At 51.2% G+C, this 25,160-nt stretch carries 22 protein-coding genes; 12 read left to right on the plus strand and 10 right to left on the minus strand.

Features of this window, described 5'->3' with window-relative positions; genetic code table 11:
- Positions 1-86: 86 nt before the first annotated feature.
- From Pla110_RS01950 to Pla110_RS01990, 9 genes are all read left to right on the plus strand, one after another.
- Positions 87-1,925 carry a cytochrome c oxidase subunit I gene (locus Pla110_RS01950; RefSeq protein ID WP_231742811.1) on the plus strand — a complete coding sequence of 613 codons (1,839 nt, stop codon included), beginning with the start codon at positions 87-89 and terminating at the stop codon, positions 1,923-1,925.
- The gene (locus Pla110_RS01955; RefSeq protein ID WP_144992672.1) at positions 1,922-2,929 is read left to right on the plus strand and encodes a COX15/CtaA family protein; all 1,008 of its coding nucleotides are present in this window, start codon (positions 1,922-1,924) and stop codon (positions 2,927-2,929) included. Before Pla110_RS01950 ends, Pla110_RS01955 begins: the two co-directional genes overlap by 4 nt.
- Positions 2,926-3,849 (plus strand): heme o synthase, encoded by a 924-nt coding sequence (gene cyoE / locus Pla110_RS01960; protein WP_144992674.1) that lies wholly within the window; start codon positions 2,926-2,928, stop codon positions 3,847-3,849. The genes Pla110_RS01955 and cyoE overlap by 4 nt, the downstream gene beginning before the upstream one ends.
- Before the next feature lie 85 nt (positions 3,850-3,934).
- Complete coding sequence (locus Pla110_RS01965; RefSeq protein ID WP_231742814.1) at positions 3,935-4,894, plus strand: cytochrome c oxidase subunit 3; 960 nt, start codon at positions 3,935-3,937, stop codon at positions 4,892-4,894.
- A gap of 78 nt (positions 4,895-4,972) precedes the next feature.
- Positions 4,973-5,401: a cytochrome C oxidase subunit IV family protein gene (locus tag Pla110_RS01970; protein WP_144992676.1), complete on the plus strand. Its 429-nt coding sequence runs from the start codon at positions 4,973-4,975 to the stop codon at positions 5,399-5,401.
- Positions 5,402-5,474: 73 nt separating this feature from the next.
- Positions 5,475-6,401, plus strand: coding sequence for an ABC transporter ATP-binding protein (locus Pla110_RS01975; RefSeq protein WP_144992678.1), 927 nt, complete (start codon positions 5,475-5,477; stop codon positions 6,399-6,401).
- A complete protein-coding gene (locus tag Pla110_RS01980; RefSeq protein WP_144992679.1) occupies positions 6,398-7,282 on the plus strand; it encodes an ABC transporter permease in 885 nt (294 codons plus the stop codon). Before Pla110_RS01975 ends, Pla110_RS01980 begins: the two co-directional genes overlap by 4 nt.
- Positions 7,283-7,391: 109 nt before the next feature.
- Positions 7,392-8,135, plus strand: coding sequence for an SCO family protein (locus tag Pla110_RS01985; protein ID WP_144992681.1), 744 nt, complete (start codon positions 7,392-7,394; stop codon positions 8,133-8,135).
- Positions 8,136-8,204: 69 nt separating this feature from the next.
- A complete protein-coding gene (locus Pla110_RS01990) occupies positions 8,205-8,996 on the plus strand; it encodes a HesA/MoeB/ThiF family protein (protein ID WP_231742816.1) in 792 nt (263 codons plus the stop codon).
- A 14-nt stretch (positions 8,997-9,010) separates the two neighbouring features.
- On the opposite strand, the gene Pla110_RS01995 is transcribed toward Pla110_RS01990, so the two are convergent.
- The gene (locus Pla110_RS01995; protein WP_144992683.1) at positions 9,011-10,474 is read right to left on the minus strand and encodes a mechanosensitive ion channel family protein; all 1,464 of its coding nucleotides are present in this window, start codon (positions 10,472-10,474) and stop codon (positions 9,011-9,013) included.
- A gap of 340 nt (positions 10,475-10,814) precedes the next feature.
- On the opposite strand from Pla110_RS01995, the gene Pla110_RS02000 reads away from it, so the two are divergent.
- Both Pla110_RS02000 and Pla110_RS02005 read left to right on the plus strand, forming a co-directional pair.
- Entirely contained in the window at positions 10,815-11,681 is an 867-nt protein-coding gene (locus Pla110_RS02000; protein ID WP_144992685.1) for a DUF1570 domain-containing protein, read from the plus strand.
- 191 nt (positions 11,682-11,872) lie between these two features.
- Positions 11,873-12,499: a carboxypeptidase regulatory-like domain-containing protein gene (locus tag Pla110_RS02005; protein WP_144992686.1), complete on the plus strand. Its 627-nt coding sequence runs from the start codon at positions 11,873-11,875 to the stop codon at positions 12,497-12,499.
- A gap of 230 nt (positions 12,500-12,729) precedes the next feature.
- On the opposite strand, the gene Pla110_RS02010 is transcribed toward Pla110_RS02005, so the two are convergent.
- On the minus strand, positions 12,730-13,668 hold the full coding sequence (locus Pla110_RS02010) for a hypothetical protein (RefSeq protein ID WP_144992688.1): 939 nt from the start codon (positions 13,666-13,668) through the stop codon (positions 12,730-12,732).
- Positions 13,669-14,043: 375 nt separating this feature from the next.
- Between Pla110_RS02010 and Pla110_RS02015 the strand changes: the two genes are divergently transcribed.
- Positions 14,044-15,255 carry a right-handed parallel beta-helix repeat-containing protein gene (locus Pla110_RS02015; protein WP_197440443.1) on the plus strand — a complete coding sequence of 404 codons (1,212 nt, stop codon included), beginning with the start codon at positions 14,044-14,046 and terminating at the stop codon, positions 15,253-15,255.
- Between the two features lie 26 nt (positions 15,256-15,281).
- Here the strand turns inward: Pla110_RS02015 and phoU are convergent, their stop codons facing one another.
- From phoU to Pla110_RS02055, 8 genes are all read right to left on the minus strand, one after another.
- A complete protein-coding gene (gene phoU, locus Pla110_RS02020) occupies positions 15,282-15,962 on the minus strand; it encodes a phosphate signaling complex protein PhoU (protein WP_144992692.1) in 681 nt (226 codons plus the stop codon).
- A gap of 140 nt (positions 15,963-16,102) precedes the next feature.
- Complete coding sequence (gene pstB / locus Pla110_RS02025) at positions 16,103-16,849, minus strand: phosphate ABC transporter ATP-binding protein PstB (RefSeq protein WP_197440673.1); 747 nt, start codon at positions 16,847-16,849, stop codon at positions 16,103-16,105.
- A gap of 285 nt (positions 16,850-17,134) precedes the next feature.
- Complete coding sequence (gene pstA, locus Pla110_RS02030) at positions 17,135-18,136, minus strand: phosphate ABC transporter permease PstA (protein WP_197440444.1); 1,002 nt, start codon at positions 18,134-18,136, stop codon at positions 17,135-17,137.
- Complete coding sequence (gene pstC / locus Pla110_RS02035; protein ID WP_144999533.1) at positions 18,133-19,110, minus strand: phosphate ABC transporter permease subunit PstC; 978 nt, start codon at positions 19,108-19,110, stop codon at positions 18,133-18,135. The genes pstA and pstC overlap by 4 nt, the downstream gene beginning before the upstream one ends.
- Positions 19,111-19,298: 188 nt before the next feature.
- Positions 19,299-20,270 carry a PstS family phosphate ABC transporter substrate-binding protein gene (locus tag Pla110_RS02040; protein WP_144992694.1) on the minus strand — a complete coding sequence of 324 codons (972 nt, stop codon included), beginning with the start codon at positions 20,268-20,270 and terminating at the stop codon, positions 19,299-19,301.
- A gap of 266 nt (positions 20,271-20,536) precedes the next feature.
- Positions 20,537-21,784 carry an amidohydrolase family protein gene (locus Pla110_RS02045; protein WP_144992696.1) on the minus strand — a complete coding sequence of 416 codons (1,248 nt, stop codon included), beginning with the start codon at positions 21,782-21,784 and terminating at the stop codon, positions 20,537-20,539.
- Positions 21,785-21,836: 52 nt separating this feature from the next.
- On the minus strand, positions 21,837-24,347 hold the full coding sequence (locus tag Pla110_RS02050) for an ABC transporter permease subunit/CPBP intramembrane protease (protein ID WP_144992697.1): 2,511 nt from the start codon (positions 24,345-24,347) through the stop codon (positions 21,837-21,839).
- On the minus strand, positions 24,344-25,120 hold the full coding sequence (locus Pla110_RS02055) for an ATP-binding cassette domain-containing protein (RefSeq protein WP_144999537.1): 777 nt from the start codon (positions 25,118-25,120) through the stop codon (positions 24,344-24,346). The genes Pla110_RS02050 and Pla110_RS02055 overlap by 4 nt, the downstream gene beginning before the upstream one ends.
- Positions 25,121-25,160: the final 40 nt, after the last annotated feature.

A 25,160-nucleotide genomic window follows, 5' to 3' on the forward strand; every position in this document is an offset into this window, starting at 1 on the left:
TCTCACTCTGAATTTGGCACTTCCAGAGTCCCTGATAGTTTCACATTTAATATTAACGACGCAACCTGTTTTAATGAGGTCGTCTCGTGGCAACAATTGAACCGACCGCTTCCGGACTTTCCGCACATTCCCATACGGAACATGCGGGGACTCACCAGATCGGTTTTATCCGAAAATACATTTTCTCCACTGATCACAAAGTCATCGGGATTCAATTCCTCATTACGACTTTGCTGATGATGATGGTCGGTGGTGCCCTTGCGCTGGGAGTGCGCTGGAAACTCGCTTTTCCTGATACCCCAATGCCGTTTGTGGGTGAATGGCTCTTCTCGTCGCAAGGCGGTCAGATTACCCCCGAATTCTACACCATGCTGTTCACCATGCATGCGACGGTCATGACCTTCCTGGTCGTGATTCCAATCCTGGCGGGAGCGTTTGGTAACTTTTTAATTCCGCTCATGATCGGGGCGGACGACATGGCGTTTCCCAAGTTGAACATGTTCAGCTATTGGTTCATGATACCGGCAATCGCCTTCTTTGGATTCAGTATGGCCGACCCGAACGCGGGACCTGCGGCGGGTTGGACGGCGTATCCTGTGCTTTCCGCACTCGCCGAATCCGCACCTGGATCACAAACCGCCCAGACGTGGTGGTTGCTGGGTCTGACCTGTGTCGGTGTTTCTTCGATGATGGGATCGATCAACTACCTGACAACAATTATCAACATGCGGGCACCGGGCCTGACCATGTTTCGATTGCCTCTGACGATCTGGGCGATGTTCATCACCGCGATTCTACAGGCGTTCGCGTTGCCTGTATTAACGGCGGCAGGATTCATGTTGCTGGCAGACCGAGTGTTCGGGACCTGTTTCTTTATTCCGGCCGGAATCGTCGTGAATAATGCCGACCCAACCGTAGGTGGTGGTCAACCTCTGCTGTGGCAGCACTTGTTCTGGTTCTATTCGCACCCGGCTGTTTACATCATGCTACTCCCTGCAATGGGCATGGTATCCGACATGCTTTCCACTATGAGTCGGAAGCCAGTGTTCGGATATCGACCGATGGTTTACTCGATGAGTGCCATTGCGGGACTCGGGTTCCTGGTTTGGGGACACCATATGTTTACCAGCGGAATGAACCCGATGATCGGCATGACCTTTATGGTCTCTACCATGTTGATCGCACTGCCATCGGCGATTAAGACATTCAACTGGCTGGCGACGATCTGGGGTGGGAAACCGGAGTTCAACACGGTCTTCCTGAACTGTGTTGCATTCGTCTCTATGTTTGTTGTTGGGGGCTTGAGCGGAATCTTCATGGCGTCCGTACCAACCGACGTTTACTTTCATGATACTTACTTCATCGTCGCCCACTTCCATTATGTGTTGTTCGGAGCGACTTTGTTTGGCGTCTTCGGGGCCATTCAGTACTGGTTCCCGAAAATGTTCGCTCGCAAAATGAGTGAAGGTCTGGGGCAGCTACATTTTCTGCTCACCTTTATCGGATTCAATGGAACCTTCTTCCCGATGCACATGCTCGGAATAGGTGGTATGCCCCGTCGTTACGCTGACCCTTACATCCACCCATATCTTGAGCACTTCCTGCCGATGAATCAGTTGATGACTTATTCGGCCATGCTGATGGGGTTTGCTCAGTTCATTCTGCTGTTCAATTTCCTGTACAGCATCAAGTTTGGCAAGAAAGTCGGCCGCAATCCTTGGAATGCCAACACTCTGGAATGGGCGGCTCCTTCACCTCCACCCCATGGAAACTTTGATGTACAACCTGTTTGTTATCACGGACCGTATGAATATTCGCACCCCGATTGGAATGGTCGCGATTATCTGATGCAGACCGACGAGTCGATGGAAGTGGCGTTAGCTGCTGAAGCGGGTTCCTCCAAAGATCAGGAGGTGTCAACATGACGGAAAACTCAAACAGCCCACAATTAATTGATCCTTCGACTGTCACTAGCAAATGGTTTCGACGGTTGGCGATCCTTTTGCTGATCATGGCATTCTGGCCGGTCGTCTTCGGTGCGATTACGACGACCTTGAATGCCGGTATGGCATTTCTGGACTGGCCCAGTTCCGATGGACAGAACATGGTCACCTATCCCTGGCTGAAAGATATCGGGACGGACAAGTTCTGGGAACATGGCCACCGATTGGGCGGCATGACGATTGGAATTCTCAGTATTGCGTTGGTCATCGGTGCCTGGTTTGCAGATACCCGTCGCTGGATCTTTGCCCTGGCTTTGGCGATTTTGCTCGGTGTGATTGCTCAGGGTGTGATGGGAGGCGTCCGAGTTCTGCGAGACAATGTCTATTGGGCGATCGTCCATGGCTCATTCGCGCCGTTGGTCACGTCGTTGATAATGGTGATGGTGTTTGTCACCGGGAAGCGATACTGGGCTGTTGCTTCCCAGGCTCCCGAGGCCAAAATCGGCAAGAACCTGCTTCTGGCATATCTCACTGCTGGTTGCCTGTTTATTCAATACATTCTTGGCTGCTTTCTGCGACATCGTGGAACGGCCGTCCATGAGCATCTCGGTTTCGCTGCGATTTCCACCGTGTTGATCCTGATCACACTCTTTATGGCGATTCGTTCCAACAGCAAATTGATCAAAGGTTCTGGCTTTCATTTGTTTGGCGTTTTGCTCATTCAATTATTACTTGGTATGGGAGCCTGGATTGTGAAATTCGGTTTGCCTTCCATGATCGATTACGTCCCCCGGGCCGAATCTCCCGAGCAGGTTTTCATGAGAACTGCCCATACCGTCATGGGGATGTTTCTCTTCATGTCGGCCGTGGTGCACGTGGTTAAAGTGAAACGAATTTCCTGGTTACAAAAACATCCTGAAGCAGTCGGCAGTTCTGTCGGCTCTGATTTTCAAAACCCTTCTACGACGAAGGGGAGCACGATATGAGTTCGACTTCAACAACAACCTATCCTGATATCAATACACAAGCCGTCGCACGGAGAGAAGTTCTATTAGCCTATTGGGAACTGTCCAAACCACGCATCGCCACGATGGGGCTGATTGCCGTGGCCATTGGTTACGCAATGGGGTATCAGAATTCCTGGAGCTGGCTCAACCTGTTTGAAACGCTTCTAGGGATTGGAGCTGTTGCGATCAGTAGTAGCGCCTTGAATCAGTACATTGAACGACATAGCGATTGCCTGATGGAACGAACGGCCAATCGTCCGTTACCCGCAGGTCGATTGACGTCTCGGCAGGTGCTGACATTCGCGATTGGATTGGGAGTGGCGGGAGTCACCTATCTTGCTCTTCGCGTTAACCTGTTAACAGCCGCGCTATCACTGTTCACGCTCGTGACCTACACCTTGATCTACACACCCTTGAAACGCAAAACAGCCCTGTGCACCACCATCGGCGCCGTCCCCGGCGCCTTGCCTCCTTTATTGGGTTGGACGGCGGTACGGGGCAGTGTCGACATGGAAGCGATTGTGTTGTTTGGAATTCTGTTCCTGTGGCAGTTCCCTCACTTCCTGGCAATCGTCTGGATTTACCGCGATCAATACCGCGAAGCAGGCCTCAAAATGGTCCCCTTCAATAAACCGATTCCTAAAGTTGTGGGATATATCGCCGTGGGCAATGCAGTAGCTCTGATACCGTTCAGTCTGCTGCCAAGACAACTGGAAATGACGGGCGATGGTTATTTCTGGGCCGCGTTAGTGCTCGGTCTGGGTTATCTGTTCTGCTCTGTTTATTTTCTGCGGGACGAAACGGTTGAACGGGCTCGTAAGCTGGTGTGGACCTCGCTCATTTATCTGCCCCTGCTATTGACCATTATGCTGTGGGATCACTTGCACATGGTTCCGTAATCAGGGTTCCGTAATCAGTCTGCGGAAAGTTTCATTCATCTGAAGTCGAATTTTATTCTGGACAAGATCTAAAAGACCTCCACCTATGGGACAAACAACTTCAAATACTCCCCGGAAGATGGGACTGCCGATCACCAATGCCAAACTGGGCATGTGGTTGTTTCTCGGTACGGAGATCATGTTCTTCACGGCCTTTATCGGAAGCTACATAGTACTGCGAATTGGTTCTGTCGATGCGACGGGCCATTCCGCCTGGCCCGATCCGAGCGTCGTCCATATCAACGCGGCTGCGGGGGCGATTAATACGTTCGTGTTGCTCTTCTCCAGCTTTCTGGTTGTCATGGCCCACAACGCGATGGGAAACAAGCAGTATGGTAAAGCGCGGATGCTTCTCGTAGGCACGTTTCTATGTGCCTGCATTTTCCTCGGAATTAAAGGGGTCGAGTACCAGGGCAAATTTGAACATGGAATTCTACCCGGGCAAATTCCGGAGACTTCCGAACAGGCGATTGTAAAATCGACGGACGACCTCAAGACGATCATGAATAAAGAGATCAATCGGTTAGCGTCCGAGGGAGAGAACGATCTTGAAAAGAAAACGCTTTTGCAAACCGAAGAAACGGAACTGAAAGCGAATGATCCCGATTCTGCCCGACTCAAAGAGGTTCAAGCCGCTCTTGCATTAAGTATCGCCTATAATGAAATTAATGAAGCCCGCCGCGCAGGACAACTTGATTTACAAAAACTCGAAGGGCGCGTGGACGAGTTGAAAGCAAACGACAAGTTCGGAAGTTTGCTCACGCATTGGCATGTTCATAAACCAATTCTCTACGGTAACATTTTCGCGTCGACTTACTTCCTGATGACTGGATTCCATGCGATTCACGTGGTGGTCGGGATGATTCTGTTCGCGATCGTGATTTGTTCCCGATTGGGTGATCGTTGGTCTGACTACGTCGAGAACAGTGGTCTGTACTGGCACTTTGTGGACCTGGTCTGGATTTTCCTCTTCCCTTTGATTTACCTCATTCCAGCAACCAGTTAATCGATTCAGTTCCAGCTGTTAATGAGTCCTCTGTTTCCTAGAATTCTTCCAAATCGTCGAACGCATCCGGGTATTCTTATGAGCGATGTTGAACACTCAGAAACCTATGAGCCTCATGGAAGCTCGAAGACGTATTTTGTCGTCTTCATCCTGTTATGTATCTGCACCGGCGTGTCCTGGTTGGTTGACGAGATGCACATCAATAATCTCGTCCTGCTGGTGGTGACTGTACTGGCGATTGCTTCCCTTAAAGCGAGCTTCGTGTTGCTGTACTTCATGCATCTCAAGTTTGAAAAGAACTGGAAGTACGCTTTGTTGCTGCCAACCACGATTCTGGCAATCGGCTTGCCGATGACGTTGCTACCTGATATTGGCCTGCATTATTACACCAACGTCAATCCGCAATCGCTCACGACAGTGAAAGAAGCGACCAGCGAAACGGCGACCAGTACTGTTGAAGAAGAAACCTCGCCCGCTGCTCTCGAGCCCGAAAACAAAGAACAGTAGTTTTAGGTTACTCCCTAAGATTGAACAGGCTATGAGGAAATTAAATCATGAGAGCCATTCCTGAGATCGAATCGTGATTGAAGTCCGTGAACTCACTCATTTCTACGGTTCTCATTGCGCCCTCAAGTTTGTTTCGTTGACGGTTGCCTCCGGCTCCATTCTCGGGATTCTTGGCCCGAACGGGAGTGGTAAAACAACGCTCTTTCGTATCCTCAGTACGCTCTACCCGGTGCAGCAGGGAGAAATCGTTCTCGACGGAACCTCGCTTGTCGACGACCCGGCGGCCATCCGGCACAAGATCGGTGTTACCTTTCAGGCCCCCAGCCTTGATCCCCGTTTAACGGTGGAGGAGAACCTCCGCTATCAAGGGTACTTGTACGGTCTCTCCGGTCGCGCTTTGCGAAGCCGGATCGAAGAACTGATGCAAAGGCTGAAACTGTCTGACCGCCTGCGAGATCGAGTGCAGTCGCTATCGGGCGGGATGCAGCGACGGGTGGAGATTGCCAAGGGGCTGTTACACGATCCGCAGATACTCATTCTGGATGAACCAAGTACCGGTCTCGATCCGGGGGCACGTATTGACCTTTGGGCTTACCTGCAACGGCTGCGAGATGAGTCGGGAATGACCATTCTGGTGACGACACATTTGATGGAAGAAGCGGAGCGGTGTGATCAGCTTGCGATTCTGGATAAGGGCGAGGTTGCCGCGACCGGTTCACCAGAACATCTTCGCCGTTCTCTGGGCGGGGACTGCCTGACCATCCAAACAGAAGAACCTCAGCGGCTGCAACAACGAATCAAAGATGATTTTGATCTACAGTTCCAACTGATCGGCGAAAGCCTGCGATTGGAAGCCCCGGAGGGTCACGAGTTGTTGCGTAATCTAGTGGATGCTTATACGACAGAGATTCAATCGGTCTCACTCGGCAAACCGACATTGGAGGATGTCTTCATCGCTCGTACCGGGCACCAATTCTGGGGAGAGGTGGTCGAAGGATGACAGGAACAATTCAAGTCCACCCCGACACGCCAACTGGGAAAAAACCATCAGGGGCAATCTCTGCGGCCGGTCTCGCGATCTGGGCGTTGGCTGCACGGGAACTGGTTCGATTCTTTCGGCAACGCACGCGAGTCGTCGGAGCGTTGGGGCAACCTTTGATCTTCTGGATCTTATTTGGAGCAGGGCTGCATGGTTCCTTTCAAGCTCCTGACTGGGCTCCGGAAGGGATGACGTATCAGGAATATTTCTTTCCAGGTGTCGTCGTATTAATCATTCTGTTCACCGCGATCTTTTCAACCATTTCTCTGATTGAAGATCGGCGAGAAGGATTTCTTCAAGGAGTGCTGGTAGCACCGGTTCCGCGGTTCTCCATCGTTCTAGGTAAGCTGGCCGGGGGAACGATTCTCGCTCTAATTCAAGCGGCCCTGTTTCTGGCGATTGGTCCAATGCTGTCGATGGTTGGCTTAGCGCCTGCCATGCAAGTGGCCTGGAGTTTGGAAACGGCATTGGCCGCCGGTTTCTTTCTGACATTGGTTGCCTTCGCGCTCACATCGCTGGGGTACGTAATTGCCTGGCCGATGGAATCGACGCAGGGGTTCCATGCGATCATGTCTGTGTTCCTGATGCCGATGTGGTTACTTTCGGGAGCATTCTTTCCCATACCGGAATCGGGATGGCTCGCCTGGGTGATGCGGTGTAACCCATTAACGTATGGCGTCGCTGGCTTGAGACAACTGATGTATTCCGAAGCCGAGTTGCAGACAGCCGCAGCGATTCCTTCCATCTGGATGTGTGCCGGAATTATGCTGTTCTTCGGTTTGGTGTGCACGGCAATTGCCGTCTGGATGACGGGACGCCGAAAGGCGGCTGACCAACGGTAATCCGTTGCGTATAATAGGTATCGCCCGTCCCTTCGATTATGATTTTATCGCTATATTAGCATCTTATATCTATTAGCATCGGTTGAATGCACAATGAGGAGCGCTTGATATGTTTCGCAGACCCTTCTTCTGGGTGGGAGCCATTTTATGGGTTGTCGTTCTTGTCGTTGGTTATCGCATGATGACCGGTGCGGGGAAAAATCCGGTTGAGATTGGTGTACCGCCGGAGTCGGTAGAAGGCACACTTGTTCCGACTGACGATGTAACATCCGAAGCGGTCGAAGCCAGCCCATGGCCAGCCGAGGGATTACCCGAGTTCAGCCTGACCGCCCATACCGGAGAAACAGTTACGAAAGAGTCTCTAATGGGCCAACCATGGCTGGTGGATTTCATTTTCACGCGTTGTACCGGCCCCTGTCCGAAGTTAACTGCCCGTATGTCTTTAATGCAGGAAGAATTGAGCGACACGAATGTGAAGCTGATCACGATCACAGTCGATCCCGAATTCGACGATGTTGAGAAGATGAAACGATATGCGATGGTCTATGGTGCCGAGGATGATCGCTGGTTAATGCTTACGGGAGGCTATGAAGAAATCTATGACCTGATCGAAAAAGGATTTCAAATGCCGGTTCAGGAAATTGAAGGAGCGGACGAAGGAAGCAAGTTTCTGCATACGACCAACATTCTCTTCGTAGATGAAAATGGAGTCGTGCAGGAAAAAGTGAACGGCTTAATTGACAGTGAAGTGGTCTCACTTCGCCGAAAACTCGTTAAGAAATATGGAGATATAACGGACGACTCTACGACAGAAGACGACGAAAAAATCCCGCCAGCAGCTGATGGAAACTGACTGTCGTTGAAGGCAAGTGGCTCATTTGTTCCCCTTTCGGTCGGTTGCTATGATAATGCTGAAGCTGTATTGAACCTTCTCGACTTGCAACCGGACTCGATCTTCATGGTGACTCCTCAATCTCTCACGGCCGAAGAACAAGCGACATACGAATGGCAACTCTGGGTCCCGGACTTCGGTGAAGCGGGACAGGAAAAGCTGAAAGGGGCGACAGTCTGTGTCTCGCGCTGCGGTGGACTTGGTTCCGTCGTGGCCTATGAACTGGCCGCAGCTGGCGTGGGAAAACTGGTGCTCGCCCACGCGGGCAATGTGAAGCCAAGTGACCTTAACCGTCAACTACTGATGACACACGACTGGTTGGGCAAACCCCGCATTGAATCGGTGGAACGGCGTCTGAAAGAGTTGAATCCGCGTCTTGAAATTGAAGCGCACGCAGAAAATCTGAGCGAAGAAAACGCGGATCGGATTCTCGGCGACGTCGACTTGATTGTCGATTGCGCTCCCTTGTTCAATGAGCGGTTCGCGATGAATCGTGTCGCTGTCGAACGGAAGATTCCGCTCGTCGAATGTGCCATGTACGATCTGGAATCGCAGATCACGACGATTCAACCCGGGGTGACTCCCTGCCTGAGGTGTCTCTATCCGGGCGATCCGCCGGTGTGGCGACGGGAATTCCCTGTCTTCGGTGCGGTATCCGGTAGCGTTGGCTGTATCGCGGCGATGGAAGCGATTAAAGTTCTGGCCGGATTCGGAGAGCCTCTATTCTCTCAGATGTTAATGTATGATCTCCGGGATATGACGTTTCATAAACGGAAAATCCAACGACGGCTCGATTGTGAATCCTGCGCATCGCTGTTCTGAAACGTTGATGCGTGTCAGCTGATTAAGTTTTCTTCAGTGTCGTTCTCAACTTCTTTCGCATGACGTTGAATCGTTTCATTGGTGTTCCGGAGATCGCCTTCTGCGTCGGTGGAGGCCGCTTTGTCCGCTTCGTCGATGCAAAGAGAAGCCGCATCCGGCTTGCCTGTCTTCGTGGCTTCTTCCTGGCTCAATTCTGCCGCTGATTCCTTGCTGTGAGACTCTTTTACCATCACGACGGGAACTCCGTTGGGGAAGACCACTTCCCGCGCTTCGTCGGGCATGCTGATCTTCGCTTCGGTCAGTGCTGTCTTGGTCTGCCGCATTAAGGCGCTACACACCGAGGGAGCGTCGAACCGTTCGCCGTCGAGCCAAAAACTGACATTCAGATTAACTGTCGAAGCACCGAGTGATTCCACTAACACCAGCGGAGCGGGGTCTTCGAGAACCGTTTCGTGTCCGGTCAGAACTCTCAAGATTGCCTGTTGAGCCTTGGTAACAGAATCGTCGTAACCAATTCCAATCACAAATTCCTTACGAATACGAGGGGACGAGGAATAATTGATTACGATCGATTTGTAGACGGTACTGTTTGGAATCTGAACGTGGTTTCCCTCAACCGTTAGCAGTAATGTTCCCCGGGTGGTGACGCGGCGGACGAACCCTTCATGTCCTTCCAGTTCAATCAGGTCGCCCACATTAAAAGGCCGGTTCAGACTGATTAACACACTCGCCAGATAGTTTTCAGCAATGTCACGAAAGGCAAACCCGATCGCCAGACCAATCAATCCCGTTCCTCCCAGAACGGTCACCGCCAGACGGCTTAGTCCGGACACTTTCAGAGCGATGTAGATACCAATCAACATGATCAGCACTCCAACGATGCTACCCACAACCTGCTGGATCAATTGACTGTCGATGCGTCGGGCGGTGAGACGTCTGGATAGTCGGGCAGTCAACTTGGCGATGACATAAGCGAGAATGATGACCATCACGCCTACGATCAGCAGGGGGAGTAAATGCACAAAGTCTCGCCCGAGTTGCTTCAGTTGGACAATCGCCGGTTGGATATCCCAGATCGGTCGACCTTGGACTTTCAGTTGGTTGACCACAGCAACGACGTCAGATGTCCGTTGCGCAACACGTTCGGCCCATTCTCGATGAGGGTCACTGTCAGCGATACCTTTCAGGATGACAATGCCTTCATCCGTCTCGACCTCTACCGACTCGAACCACCCTGAGGCGTTATAGATTCGTTGCAGTCGACCGGAAATGTCTTCGTCAATCGCGACCGGGTTCACTTCGACCTTATCAGGAGTGTCGATCTCCTTTTCCTCTTCGGTAACGATCACGGCATCGTCGTCTGCGGACTCCTGGAAATTAGCGAAGACAGCGGATGAGGAGATGCCGGCGAAGAGACTTAGGAAGAGTAAGAGATGAACGATACCATAAAATCGAGACTGGTTGATTTGCAGATGCATGCTGGCTGAATGCCCTTCGATTTATTGCGAGAAGTGGACGGCAGGTCTGGTGAATAGGAAATGCAATTAACCGTTAGCGGTGTAAGCCATCCGGCTGATCTCATGAGGTTCTATTCCTGATGGATAGGATTCGCTGACGGGTCTGGCCTGTAGATTTTTTGCTTCGGAGGGTCTTATTGTAAATCTTACAGTTGTCCAGCTTCTTTTTCTTCTACTGTTTAACGGGAAATGAAGTAAAAACGGGTGGCGCTTTCTGGAAAAACAAAGCTATTGACCCACTTTCAAGCCAATCCTATACTCCGCGCCGAATTACTGTGGAGGAAGGTCCCGAATAGGACTGGTGGCTGTCACAAGTCTCTGTTTCCTGTTCTCAATCCGATTCCGCGCTCTCTCGATTGATATGACTTCTCTGATGCAGATTGGCAACTCCGTTTTGATCGCCCTGATGCGTGCTCTGTTTCTAATGGCCTGTTTACTACTTGGTCCAAACATGGTTCAAGCAGCCGGCGATTGGATTGAGATCTGTGAAGGAGATGCCTTCATCTGTCGTTCTGAAGTCAAGGTAGGTCAAACTGAACTACCGGCGATGTTAAAGATCTTGCGAAGTGAAATCGAGCAGAAGTTAGGTCTGGAAAGCAGTGACGAGTTGCTGGAACTGTATTTGTTTCGGAATCGTCGCAACTTTGTGGAGTATGTCTCCCAGCGGATTCCGGAAGGAGCTTCCCGGCAGGCTCTGTATGTTAAAGGAGAAGATCGGTCACGAATTTACATCTATAACCATCTGGCAGTTCGAGATGATATTCGGCATGAATGTACGCATGCCATTTTACATCATTCTCTACCGTATCTGCCGTTGTGGATGGATGAAGGTCTGGCTGAATATTTTGAGGTGGAACACCAGATGCGATCGACAGGGAATTCGCACCTGGGAGAGATGCGGTTTTCCATGTTCTTTCGGCATAAACCAAACATGCGAGAACTGGAGCAACTTAATTCACTTACGGAAATGGATAAAAGTGATTACCGAGATTCCTGGGCATGGATTCATTTTTTGATTCACGAATCCGAGGAATCCCGGCAATTACTTTTAGAATACCTGAAGGAAATTCGAGAGGGAGAACCTCCGGGACCTTTCAGCGTGATTCTGTATCGGGCGATGCCCAATGCAGATGAAAGATTAAAACGACACATTAAAAGCTGGAAGTAAGGCAAAATCTAGAGAGAGCGAATTGCTCTGTCGGAAAGCTGCCGACTTTCGAGTTTCTATTTTGAAACAACGGTCATAGGGAAGTGACCGAGTTAACCGGGAAATGTGGTTCAGAAACAGTTGTTTTTGAATCACTCAAATTTCTTCCCGGTTATGAAGTCTTTTTTCGACGTGAAAACAGGGAGAAAATTATGAAGGGATTACGTTTCCTAAAGGAAGCGGCCTATGGTCTGGCTTGTCTGGGACTACTCGTTCCACAAGCTGGCGTGTCGGCAGCGACCCCCAAACAGGAAGTCAAAGCCGAACGATTCATGAATGGCCCAACCGCCGTTGATGTTGTGCTTGGCAAAGATGGAACTGTGATTGGGAAAGTTGTTGACGGACAAGGTAAACTTGTTGAAGGTGCTGCTGTAACGATCACCAAAGGCGAAAAAGAAGTGGTGAAAACCGTTTCTAACGCTAAAGGCCTGTTCGGTGCTCGCAACATGACTGCCGGTACTTACAAAATTACCGCTGGTCAGGGAAGCCGTCAGTTCCGCCTCTGGTCTGCACAGACTGCACCTCCAAAAGCAATGGCTAAAGCCATTCTTGTCAGTGATAACCAAATCGTTCGTGGCCAGCCGGTCATGGGCGGAATCGACATCATTACTGGTGTTCTGTTGGCAACGACGATCACGGGAACAACTTTCGCGATCATCAATAACAACGACATCAACGATCTCGAAGACAACATGGACGCTCAGAATGCTGCTTTGAACGGCCGTATTGATGATTTGGAAAACCAGTTGGAAGAAATTGAAGCCATCGTGACGAACTAAGCTAGTTCAGCAGTCACTTTAAGATTCATTCGAATCTGTATCGATCGATGCATATTTAGCCGGATTGAGGAATTCTCCTCTGTCCGGTTTTTTTATTGCGATGCTTATAAGATCGAGATTGGTCGTCGTCCTTTAATTCTGCATGACAGGTTCAAGGTTGAGCGGACTCTTCCCATGCGAAATCGCCGCGAGCAAACATGAATACCTAGAACTATTATCAGTGTGCTGTTTTACGGGGTTTCAAGTTCCGTCTGGGCGCCATCGCCAGTAGCGACCAGGGACATGTTCTCGGTGATCTCGGAGGCGAGTCGGAATTCGCCGCGACCATCTTCACGGTCTTTGTTTTCTTTCTGCACATTGATCGACCATTGCGCGATCCCAAAGGGAACATCAGGACTTCGCCAGAATTCGCCTTTGTTGCGTGTGCGGTTGGTGGGGCTTTCCGTTGTCAGGCTGCCGAGGTATTTCGTCGTCTCGAATCCGCCCGCTTTCAAGCTTAGCGAAGCCGGGCCTTCTTCCGAGATCTTGCGGTAATGGCGGAGCAGCGTAACCAATGGGTAGACTTGAAAGACGGGAGTCTCGATCTCTTCGACTTCTTCAAACAGGCTGAGTTGTCGGTAGCCTTTCACGATCGGAATGTAGTCCACAAGAATATCTTGACCATCGATAACTTTGCCGATGATGACTTCTTCCGGGATCAGGACTTTGTAGATACGGACACCGTAGCTACCCGGGTCGATCCCTGCTTCACTCGGTTTACCGGTGACCTGCTTGAACTCGATCCAGTGGCACGTTGTTTCTTCGCCCTGATACATCGCCTGTTCGGTTCCCAGCGATTTGATTGTCAGCTCGCGGATCCATTCGAGCACCAGATTCCCTTCCGCCACTCCGGAACGGATTTCGGTCTGGTTGTAGGTTCCTTCATAGCGTGCCCAGGTTCCGTCTTCCGGAAGCGACCAGATCAAACCCTGAGCCTGAACGGAGGCGGGCACTGACAGGATAAGCAGACAGATGAGGGCTGTTGAAATTCGATAGAACTTGGGCATCAAAAGAATTCTCCGCGACGGATGGTCATCCAGGAGGGTGTCGGCAGTTTCAATTCCGAATTCCACACCTGCTCTAATGTCCGTTTGCTTCACGGGCAACAGACGTTTCTGTTTGGAAACCAACGGGTTACGTGGCTTCCCTGAGTCGGCGGTGGGAATCGGATTTCGCGTTTCTTTAGTCTCTCACACGGATCGGGGGCTGGCAAGCTTGATCCTCCCTCTGGTCCCTAAACAGCCCGATTTTCAGGCTTAAAAGACTGTCTGGGTAAGCCCTGAGGACGGCATAGGCACTCCAAAGATGACCGTTTTCTGAAATCGGCGCACTCGTAGTCTGCGAAAACGGAGATAGAACTGGATTGTCGATGGCACGATTGACATCACTTCCTGGAGATTTCAGTATGGAAGGTGACGGTCGGAGGTACCACTTTGCTGGCCCCGATGACTCATCAACTTTATTTGATCGACCCCCAGCCTGAGCAAATTCCTATGAACTATCTGTTGCGTACCTCCCTTCTGTTTTTACTCTCCGGTATTTTTATCCTGAGTACGTCTTCCTCGATGATTCAGGCGGAGGATTTGCTGCCGGGAAGTCGACCGGTGATTGAAGCTCGGAACTATAAATCGTTACAAGCGGCGATCGATGCCCTGCCTGAAGAAGGGGGACTGGTCCAATTACCGCCTGGTAAGTTTGAGATTATCGAACCTTTGAGGCTGACCCGTGGCGAAGTGACCATCCAAGGTGTCGGTGCGGCGAGTTGGATCCATAACACGAATCAGGAGGGCAAACCGGCATTCGTTATCGAACGAGCGGACAAGAAAAAAGTTCCCTCGAAAGAGCGATTGTGGCGAGTGATGCTCAGCAATTTTAGAATTACCGGAACCGAAAAATCCGGGCATGGAATTGAAGCGAACTGGATTCAGGAACTGTTCCTGCAGGGAGTCACTGTCAGCGAACATGGTGGAGATGGTCTCCATCTATATTTCTGCGAAGAGGACGCCCGCATTTCCGATTGTCTGATAACCTATAACAAACAGAATGGAATTTTCGGCGAGGGGCTCCACGACACCGTCGTCTCCGCCAATCATTTCGAAGAGAACCAGGATGCACTTCGCTTTATCGATGGCTACAACCTGTGCATGACGGGGAACAATATCGATGACCATCTGCGTCATGGCGTGATCGTGGAGAACACCTATGGCTCGGTGATCTCCGGCAACATGATCGAAGAATGTATGCAGGGAACCGGAGTCATACTGGATCGCGATTGTTACGGCATTACGGTCAGTTCGAACGTGATTGCTCACAACGGTATCGGGGTCGATCTGAAAGACGCGCATGGTTGTGCGGTGTCGGCGAATACCTTTACGGTAAATCTGGAGGATGGACTGAAGATTGGTCCGGACAGTGGACGGATCACGGTGACGGGGAACAGTTTTGGAAATGACTACCAGGGCGACGGCCAGTATCGTCGACGTAAGAACGATTTGAAGACCGGAGGGATTGTTTTGGAAGGGACGTCGAACAATGTCATCTCCGGCAATCAGTTCTCTGCCAAATCAGCAAAAGCGATTACCGTATCAGGCGAAGAAAACCGACAGAACCTCATCAGCAATAATCTGTTTACCGCCATCGAAAGCGAACATGCGAAGTCGTCCGAATCGTTACTGGAAAACAATCTGTCGACCGACGGAGAGAAACCTCTGGAATAAATCGCCCATAAATCGCGTTCAGCGAATTAAGGAGTGATATCCCCTTTTTTGAGATGGGTCCGGTGGCGAATGATTTCGCCTTCGACGAGATAAACGACATCTTCCGCGATGTTCGTCGCATGATCAGCGACGCGTTCCACGTGACGTGAAGCAGAGAAGAGGTGCAGGGCGGACTCGATGCAAGAGGGGTTCGCCTGCATCTGCGCGCTGAGCTCATTAATGATGAGGCGATTCAGTTCGTCGATACCATCGTCGTCATCGCAAACTCGTCGAGCCATGTTGCTGTCGAGTTGTACGTAGGCGTTAATGCTTCGGTGAAGCATCTCTACAGAGGACCGAACCATGACCTGCAAACGGTCTGGAACGACAATTGCCGGTCCATTGATCAGGCTACAGGCTCGTTCGGCAATATGTACACCCAGGTCCGCGACGCGTTCCAGTTCGGCGGTAATTTTCAGTACGGTCGTGAGACGTCGGAGGTCTATCGCGACTGGTTGATGCAGGGCCAGAACTTTGAGGCAGTTTTCTTCCAGTCGAACATCCCAGCGATCAATGATATCATCTTTCGCAGCGAGTTCTGCCGCTTTTTCGTAGCTTGGTTCGGAAAGAGTGTCGACCGACAGGTGGATCATCTCCTCGACCATCGATGACATAGTCAGCAGGTCGTGGTGGAGCTGTTCCAAGTCTCTCATCAGATGAAGACTCATGTTATACGGCTTTCTGCGGATCTAGAATGATAGACCAGGCGAAACTTCGTAGAGGCATCGACTGCGATCGTAGGATGATATTTGAAATGAAATGAAGTGAAGTGACTTGCAAGGTCGCGTGTCGAGATGGGCTTTAAGAATTATCCGAACCGGCCGGTGATATAGTCTTCGGTTTTCTTTTCTTTCGGGTTGGTGAAGAGCTGCTCTGTTTCACCGACTTCGATCAGGTTGCCTTCAAAGAAGAAGGCGGTTTCGTCGCTGATACGGGCGGCCTGCTGCATGTTGTGAGTCACAATCACAATCGTATAGTTCTGCTTGAGTTCGAAGATTAAGTCTTCGATTCGGGCTGTCGACGCGGGGTCGAGAGCGGAAGCCGGTTCGTCCATCAACAGGACATCAGGATTCGTTGCGAGCGCGCGGGCAATACAGAGCCGCTGCTGCTGACCACCAGAGAGAGCCAGCGCGGAATCGTTCAGGCGATCTTTGACTTCTTTCCAGAGCGCGGCTCGTTCCAGAGACTGTTCCACGATTTCCTTGAGGATATTTTTGTTTCGCTGGCCCGCAATTCGGGGACCGTAAGCGACGTTATCAAAAATCGATTTGGGGAAAGGAATCGACTTTTGAAACACCATGCCGACTTTCTTGCGGAGGGCGACGACATCGATTTGAGGAGCATAAATGTCGATGCCCTCAACGAGTACTTTACCTTCCAATCGAACGTCTTCAATGATGTCGTTCATTCGGTTAAGCGTTCGCAGATAGGTGCTTTTACCACAACCGGAAGGTCCAATCAGAGCCATCACTGATCGGGGAGGAACCTGAAGTGAAACATCAAACAGGGCCTGTGATTCTCCATAGAAGAAATCGAGATTACAGGATTCGATCATCGGTCTTGTCTTCAGGGGGGACGGGGTGATGTCCTCAGTCGGCAGTGTCTTTTTCCGATTCACGATTTGAGTAAATCCTTGCAGAGTGGTTGCCATCATTGCTCCAGTAGGTTCGGAACCTTGTTTAGGATTGACGCCTTCAGGATGGTTCGTCTTCACATCAATTCATTCTCAGGAATTATTCTGAGTTTAGCGCCCTGTTTGTTGTTAATATTTAATGAATAATAAAGTGACTCATAATTCGGGCGATAAGACTGTTTTGATTTTGGTTACGAGAGCAACACCCTACCAGCGGGCTCGTTTGGAATATCGGTTGCGGATAGAGATGGCGACTCCATTCAACGCGAGTAGGACGATCAGCAGCACCAGAATCCCAGCTGCTGAGACGTACTGGTATTCTTCTTTTGGTCGGGAAACCCAGTTGAAAATTAAAATTGGTAATGTCGTAAAACTGTCGAACGGGGCATCCATTACCCCCTGTGGGTCTGTCACAAGTTGGGCCGGTGAGTCGATGTTCCCCGGAGTCGCTGCGACGAAGACCAAGGCTCCCATCATCAGAATAGGAGCCGTTTCGCCGATTGCTCGTGAAATCGAGAGAATCATCCCGGTTAATATGCCGGGTAAGGCGGCGGGTAAAACCTGATCGCGGATGGTTTGCCAACGGGTGGCTCCCAGTGCCACTGATGCATGACGGATTGAACTGGGCACAGATCGCAGCGCTTCCTGCGAGGCGACAATCACCACCGGCAGAATGAGCAGACTGAGCGTCAACGCTCCCGAGAGAACGCTTGGACCGAAAGGAAGAGGGACACGGAGTTCCGCAATTCCCAGCGGAAATACAAGAGTCTTAGGATTCACTCGGAAGAAGTCGAACATCTGTACGAAGACGGACAGTCCCAGAATCCCATAGACAATTGAAGGGACCCCAGCGAGGTTTGCCAGGTTGATTTGAATGATCCGGGTCAAGCGACTTTTGCTAGCATATTCTTCCAGGTAGACCGCCGCACCTACTCCGACGGGAATGGAGAAAAGGGTCGTTAGCAGAATGAGCCAGAAACTGCCCCATAACCCCGCTTTGATTCCCGCGACTGCCGGCATCCGGGAGTCATAACTCGTCAGGAAATCCCAAGTGAGCCAGGAACCTCCCTGCCAGAGGATCGTTCCGAGCATGACAATCAGAGCGGCGAAACTAAACCAAGTGGACAGAAAGCAGATTGTCGCGAAGACTTTGCCGAGACGATGGCGTGCAGCCAGTTGGCTGTCGAACATTTGGTTTGGATTACTCATTGGTACACCTCTCGGAAACGCCGCATGATGGCGTAAGAGATAAAGTTCATGGTGAGGGTAACCAGAAAGAGTGTCAGGGCGACGGCGTACAGGCTTTTGTATTCAATACTGCCCACCGGGGTGTCACCCATACTGATGTTAACGATGAAGGCGGTCATCGTTTCGACGCTTTCGAACGGATTGAAGGTCAAGTTGGGCTGCTGCCCGGCAGCAATCGTCACGGCCATCGTCTCGCCGACTGCTCTTGAGAATGCCAGGATGAACGACGCGGCAATGCCGGAAATGGCAGCAGGCAGGACGACTTTGATTGAGACGTCAAACTTGGTGGAGCCCAGTGCGTAGCCCGCCTCTCTTAACGACTGCGGAACAGCACGCAGGGCATCTTCACTGAGAGAAGAGATCATCGGGATGATCATGATCCCGACGACGATTCCAGCACTCGCGGCATTGAAGACTGAGACATCGAACCCCAGCAGATCCTGAAAGAAAGGTCTGAGAATATAGGGGGTGACAAACACGAGTGCGAAGTAACCGTAAACGACAGTGGGGATTCCCGCCAGGATCTCCAGAATTGGTTTAATGAAATTACGTATTCGAGGCGAAGCGTATTCGCTCATATAAATGGCACTGGCGAGGCCGAGAGGGATTCCAACCAATGCCGCGATTCCGGCGATCAGAAAGGTGCCGGCTAGTAATGGCAAAATACCGAAATGCTGATCGGCATATTGAGGTGTCCACTTGGTGTCAGTGAAAAAATCTTTAAAAGAAACCTGTTGAAAGAATGCCTCTGATTCGCCAAAGGAAAACAGGCTCTCTGTGATCAGCACGTAGATGATGGAGATCGTCGTGGCGATGGAGAGCAAGGCGCAAAACATCAATACGAAGCGAATCAGTTGCTCTTTAAGTCGCTGAACTGAGAACCGTTTGTCGAGCGAGGTTGAAACACCTTTCGGTTCGGGCTGGTTCACAGGCATTGGGGTTGTAGACAAAAGTCAGATACCTCGTGGACAATTCGAAATCAATTTATCAATGTTGGGTGTCGGTAAGACGACGACGTCATAAATTTCCGAAACCCACTCCCGTAACTAATGCCTGTTTAATAAACAGGCTCAGGAGACAGGGGCGGGTTTTGTGGGAATAGGTGTCTTGATGGCAAGTCCGCTTATTTGCTGACTCCCTCTTCCAATGTTTGCTTCGTTGTTTTGAGTTGTTCTTCACTCAGATTGACATAGCCAACTTCATTCACCAGGTTCTGCCCCTCATTGAGGTAGTACCGAAGAAACGTGGCAACATGCGGTTTCTGAAGTGAGTCTTTGCGGACATACAGGAAAAGTGGCCGGGAAAGGGGAACGTATTTCCCTGCTTCAATAGATTCGGCAGTCGGTTCAACCGCGATGGAAACATCGTTTCCGTTAGCCACACTGAGGACTTTCAGTTTGTTTTTGTTTTCGACGTAGTAGGCATAGCCGAAGTAACCGAGCGAGTATTTGTCGCCCGAGACACCGCGAACCAGAATGTTGTCGTCGGAACTGGCAACGTATTCGGAGCGGCTGGCACCTTCTTCGCCGTTGATAGCTTCCGTGAAGTAATCGAACGTTCCAGAGTCGGTGTCCGGTCCGTAGAGTTTGAATGGTTCATCGGGCCAGTTTTCATCGACTTGCTTCCAAGTGGTGATTTCCGAACCCGGTTTCCAGATCATGTTAAGTTGCTCGGTTGTAATCGCGTCGCACCAGTCGTTTTCGGGGTGGACGATGACGGAAAGGCCATCAATCGCGATGGTCAGTTCAATGAACTCGATACCGGCATCTTTCAACGACTTCAGTTCGGATTCCTTAATGGGACGGGAAGCGTCGTTGATGTCCGTTTCGCCGCGGATGAAACGTTTGAATCCGCCGCCGGTTCCGCTCAGACCAACGGTGACATTGATATCTGAGTTTTCTTTCATGTACTCTTCAGCGACAGCCTGTGAAATTGGAAAGACGGTACTGGAACCGTCGATCTGAATTTCTTTCGATACCTTGCGATCGCCGGTACTGTTGACGTTGGAGGTTGAGTTAGTGTTTTCAACCTTGCAGCCGGTTGCGGCGAAACAGAGCAGCATCGTTAACATCAGGACCGAGCAAATTCGGCGCATTAGGGTCTCCAGCCTTTCAAAGCGAACTTCAAGAAAGAGGGCATAATCCCCTCAGCGGACAATCAACCTGGCGCGGATGGTAGGCGCGAAGTGTGAAGATTGCCGTAGCCGAATGTTAAACTTTGATGAAGCTGGGTTGGCCGTCTGTTTGAGCGTTCGCGCGCAGCTGCTCGATGCCTCGGCAGTAGCTTATCTGGGATGACCGAAGGGGAGTAAAGTAAGCGATACGAAGAAAGCGGCTTACGGCGTGTTCGCTGGGCGGAGGATTAGACCGGGGCGTGAATCCACTGGCCCCGGATCATCGTCCCGACCAAGTCATTTTCAAACGCGAAAAGGGAGCGGGCGGGGGCGGCGCGGCGGATAATGTTAAGACTGGCAGAGGCTCCCGGTTTCAGCGATCCGAATTCAGGCAGATTCAGGGCTTTGGCTCCGGCCTGCGTGCCCAGGTGCAGCAGTTGCTGGTCGTCGGCGCGCGGCGACTTTTCTTTCAAAAAACGTAGCTCATTCCACATCGACAAGTCTGGATTGGACGATCGGCCATCGGTTCCGATGGCAACGCGGCCTCCCAACTTCAATAACTGTTCCCACGGGTGAACAGAGTGACCGAAGTAATGGTGCGTTCGGGGGCAATAGACCAACGTCATATTGGGATGGTTGGCTATGTATTGAAGTTCATCCTGGTTCAAATAGTTCCCATGTACGATTAACGCCTGGGGAACATTCCGCAGCAGTTGCAGGTAGTCGAGTGGACTCCCGTTTTTCGCAAACAGATTGGAAGACCAGATGTCACGATCTTCGAGTAGATCACGGAACTCCCCTTTCTGCCGTTTTAGTAACTGTAGTTCCGCTTTGGTTTCCGCCAGATGGAATGCGACAGGCACGTTTCGGCTTGTCGCCAGATTCGCCAACTGTTCGAAGAGTCGCATCTGGACAGTATAAGGAGCATGCGGACTCAGTCCGCCCGACGTGCAAGTCGTCTGCTCGGCGAAGGGATCGTCTTCGTGAGTGTGGAACTGTTCGAGATGTTGAACTGCGAGGTGAATCTGTTCGTCATGAGATTCGGGTAGAAGACCAATCAGTTCTCGAAAGACGACGGAACTGACGGGGAAATCGGAGTGGTCGCGGTAGTCGGCGGGCGAGAGGTTCCCCGTTAAGATGTCGGCAACAGCGGCGCTGCCGGTATGACGCAATTCAAACAGGCCTCCCATGACCAGGTCGGCGAGAGCATTCCGTCGTTTCTCACGGTACTGCAGGATATTTCGTACCCAGCCCGTGAAAGATTTCTCTACTGGAAAAGGTTCCGCGAGATCGCTGAATTCCAGATGCGCATGGGCGTTGACGAACGAAGGGGTGATACAGCAATCGTCCAGTTGGATCGTTTCTGAATACGGCTTCTGGTGAATATCCGTAATCAGTCCTTCGTCGATTTCCAGAACCTGATTTTCGACGACTTCCTGCGGCGTCGTAAATAGCCAACGTGCCTGCAGTGAACAACGTCCGGTACTTCCTGACATGGACAACTTTCTTACTCCTTCAAGACGAGTTCAACCAGGCTCCGCCCGGGATTTATTTTAATCGAAATTTATCCGCAGCGGGCTGCTGCTGGGCAGGCGATAAACGGGCTGGATTTTGATACAGCCAGTAAATCAGCGCTGCGGAGACAATCCCGCAGATAATCAATGTGGGCCAGTGATAATGATATTCGGTCTCGGTGTAGGTGACAAACAGGTTTCCGGGTGAAATAGAAGACTGCAGCTCTTTCTGGTAGACGCCCCGCAGAACTTCGATTCCGTTGTTCACAAAGTGGAACAGAATTCCGGGAAGCAGGCTGTTACTTCTTAAACAGAGCAGACCCAGTACCAGACCGAGCAGCGATGCATTAAAAACCTGTTGCGGAATCATGTGCATCAAGCCGAAGGCCAGGCTCGAAAAGACGATCGCAATACCCAACCGACCATGATGGGCTAGGCCACTCAGGATGAATCCGCGGAAGGCGATTTCTTCACAAATGGCAGGCGCAGCCGCGAAGGTTAACAGCAGTAACCACGGACTGATGTTATTGTCTTGCATCAGTAACAGTGCCTGTTCGACCTGCTCCGGCAACGGGGGAAAGAACCATTGCAGGCTCTGGGCCAGCTCGATCACCAGCGGATGCAGTACGAACGGGAGTGAGATGCCAATCAACAGGTGTGGCAACGGTGGCATGTAGATTTTGAATGTCTGCCGCAAACTGCCCGCCAGCATAGCGCCCATAATCAGCGCGGGGGCGGCGATCAGCGCAATTTGCTGAATCAGAAGTAGCTTCAACATCACCGTGGGGGCCGCAGATTCATCGATTGGTCCCAGCAGGCTGCGCGTGAGGTTCATCGTGGCGAACTGCAGGAACATGATCAGTAGAAAACAGAGCCCCGCTTCCGGGAAGGTGGGGGTTGCCTGTTTCTCACGCAGTAATTGTTTAATCCACAAACCTAAGTTGAACCGTTCCGCTTCCCGGAAAAGCACGTCTTCTCGGCAGAACTGGTCAATGGCCCACCAGAGCGCCAGCAGGCTGTAACCGGTGCTGGTAATCAGGACGGGGATTACATAGATCAGCATCATGGAGACATCCGGTGAGCTGAGCAATCCCTTAAGCAGTAATCCCACGCCAATGACAGGCATGATACTGTAGAAGGGAGTGATTTCGACTGCGGGGGACGCGCAGAATACAGTCAGACCAGTGGTCACTGCCAGCATCGGAGTCAGGTAATACTGGCCTTCTTTGCTGCTGCGGGCAAACGTGGCCAGCGCGAAGCTGAGAGCACTAAATAACGCCGCGATGGGAATTAACAGGATGACCACCCAGCAGATCGCTTCGAGAGAGGGCGGGGCGATAACTCCCAATTGGGCGAGGCCACCCGAGCCGCCGCCACCGAGCGCCACCATATATTTGGTCGTGAATCCTAAACTGACTAAATTCAAAATCGCTGTGGCAATACTGAAGCTGAGGACGGTGAAAAACTTACCCCAGACAATTTCTGTTCGAGACGCGGGGCAGATCAACAACGTTTCCATTGTTCCCCGTTCTTTTTCTCCTGCCGCCAAGTCGATGGCCGGATAGAACGCTCCCGTCATCGCCATAATGATCAGCAGTGCCGGGATGATGGTTCCCCACACGTTGGCCGATAACTCTTGAGCGCTCGCCAGGTCGACCGACTTAGGATTGACGGGCGAGGTGATCGATTCGGGAAGGCTGGCCGCCGTCAGCCGCTGTTTGAGAATATCGGCTTCCCACAAGGCGAGTACGGTTCGGACTCGCGAGTAGGCGATTTGTGATTTCTGATCGGCGTTGTTATGGAGCACCGTCAACGAAGGAACGGAAACGCCGTTGCCTTCTTCAGTAATGTTTCGTTCGGCGATCTGGGTCGTTGTTTTTTCAATCGACTCTGCAAATCCGTCGGGGACCAGAATCAAGACCTGCATATTGCTGATTGCGAACAGGTCACTCAATTCATCATGTGTCAGTTCGATTTCCTGTTGCAGATCCGCCATCCGCTTTTCAAGGTCTGAATCAGCAGGGGAGGGCGAAGAGGTTTCGGGTGACTCCTTCCCTTCATCGTCTTTCTTTCGTGATTTAATCTTCTGCTCAAGGAGTTGGTCGTATTCACCGTTTAGCTGCATCAGTTTCTGATGCACGTTGCCCAGGTTCTTTGCATTATCAACAAGCAGTTTTAGTCGTTCGACTTCGTCCTGCTGCGCAGTGCGTACACCCTCCGTTGGATTCTCTGGAAGGTCTCCTTCAGCAGCTTTCAGTGTCTGTGGCGTAACGACTTCCAGTTGTGAAGACTCTTTGGCCGTGGGAAACCAGCGGCCCGCGAATTGTCCATCTGCCAGCAGCGGTGGGGGGGGGAGATGTTCTTCACCGAGGACGACAACAGTCCGGACCTTTTCCCGATAGGAAAGCATCATCTGCGCCATACCAATGCCGAGCGCTGGGTAGAGCAGCAGCGGCATCATAAAGACCATGAACAAGGTTCGGCGGTCTCGAAGAAGATCGCGAACTTCACGCATGAATATCAGACGTATATTTCTCCAGTTCATCCGTTTTGTCCGGTTGTATTCTGGGCGGCGATTTCGACTTCGTGTAGACGGATTAACTCAAAGAAGAGTTCTTCCATATCGGGTTCGTTGTATTTCTCTTCCAGCTCTTTCACTGTGCCGATGGCCAGAATCTGACCTTTGTAAATCACGGCGACGCGATTACAGAGTTTCTCGACTTCGCGCATAATGTGAGTAGAGAAGATGATGCACTTGCCCTGATCCTTGAGCGATTCGATCGTTTTCAACACAGCCCGCGCGACGAGAACATCCAATCCGGAGGTGGGTTCGTCGAAAATCAACACGGGTGGGTCATGCACGATTGTACGGGCGATGGAAACCTTCTGCTTCATACCGGTCGACATTTTGGAACCGAGCATCTCCGCCACATCTTCCATCTGTAACATTTCGAAAATGTCGTCGATGCGTGGTTGCAGTTCGTTTTCGTTGATTCCATAGAGTCGACCGAAGTACTCGACCATCTCGCGACCAGTCATCCGGTCGTAAATGCCGGTATTCCCCGACATAAAGCCAATGTTCGCGCGAACCTGAGCGGGGTTATCCATCACGTTATAGCCAGCGACTTCGGCCAGGCCACCCGTGGGGCGTAAAACAGTACTTAAGATTCTTAAACAGGTGGTCTTACCGGCGCCGTTCGGGCCCAGCAGTCCGAAGATCTCTCCCGGTTGAACTTCAAAGCTGACGGAGTCGAGGGCTTTTACCTGCCCTCGCTTTAAATCAGCGAATGATTTGGAGAGATCCTGAACCCGAATCATATCTGCTTCACGTTCTTTCACATATCATCGAGAGGACAAG

Origin of the sequence: Polystyrenella longa (genome assembly GCF_007750395.1) — a bacterium.
Classification (GTDB): Bacteria; Planctomycetota; Planctomycetia; order Planctomycetales; family Planctomycetaceae; genus Polystyrenella; species Polystyrenella longa.

Excerpts from the sequence above, each read along its gene's own strand:
- phoU (WP_144992692.1), bottom strand. The coding sequence starts at position 15,962 with ATGAGTCTTCATCTGATGAGAGACTTGGAACAGCTCCACCACGACCTG.
- Pla110_RS02040 (WP_144992694.1), bottom strand. The coding sequence starts at position 20,270 with ATGCGCCGAATTTGCTCGGTCCTGATGTTAACGATGCTGCTCTGTTTC.
- pstB (WP_197440673.1), bottom strand. The coding sequence starts at position 16,849 with ATGATCGAATCCTGTAATCTCGATTTCTTCTATGGAGAATCACAGGCC.
- Pla110_RS02055 (WP_144999537.1), bottom strand. The coding sequence starts at position 25,120 with ATGATTCGGGTTCAGGATCTCTCCAAATCATTCGCTGATTTAAAGCGA.
- Pla110_RS01955 (WP_144992672.1), top strand. The coding sequence starts at position 1,922 with ATGACGGAAAACTCAAACAGCCCACAATTAATTGATCCTTCGACTGTC.
- cyoE (WP_144992674.1), top strand. The coding sequence starts at position 2,926 with ATGAGTTCGACTTCAACAACAACCTATCCTGATATCAATACACAAGCC.
- pstC (WP_144999533.1), bottom strand. The coding sequence starts at position 19,110 with ATGCCTGTGAACCAGCCCGAACCGAAAGGTGTTTCAACCTCGCTCGAC.
- Pla110_RS02050 (WP_144992697.1), bottom strand. The coding sequence starts at position 24,347 with ATGAACTGGAGAAATATACGTCTGATATTCATGCGTGAAGTTCGCGAT.
- Pla110_RS01965 (WP_231742814.1), top strand. The coding sequence starts at position 3,935 with ATGGGACAAACAACTTCAAATACTCCCCGGAAGATGGGACTGCCGATC.
- Pla110_RS01970 (WP_144992676.1), top strand. The coding sequence starts at position 4,973 with ATGAGCGATGTTGAACACTCAGAAACCTATGAGCCTCATGGAAGCTCG.
- pstA (WP_197440444.1), bottom strand. The coding sequence starts at position 18,136 with ATGAGTAATCCAAACCAAATGTTCGACAGCCAACTGGCTGCACGCCAT.
- Pla110_RS01980 (WP_144992679.1), top strand. The coding sequence starts at position 6,398 with ATGACAGGAACAATTCAAGTCCACCCCGACACGCCAACTGGGAAAAAA.
- Pla110_RS02005 (WP_144992686.1), top strand. The coding sequence starts at position 11,873 with ATGAAGGGATTACGTTTCCTAAAGGAAGCGGCCTATGGTCTGGCTTGT.
- Pla110_RS01985 (WP_144992681.1), top strand. The coding sequence starts at position 7,392 with ATGTTTCGCAGACCCTTCTTCTGGGTGGGAGCCATTTTATGGGTTGTC.
- Pla110_RS02045 (WP_144992696.1), bottom strand. The coding sequence starts at position 21,784 with ATGTCAGGAAGTACCGGACGTTGTTCACTGCAGGCACGTTGGCTATTT.
- Pla110_RS01995 (WP_144992683.1), bottom strand. The coding sequence starts at position 10,474 with ATGCATCTGCAAATCAACCAGTCTCGATTTTATGGTATCGTTCATCTC.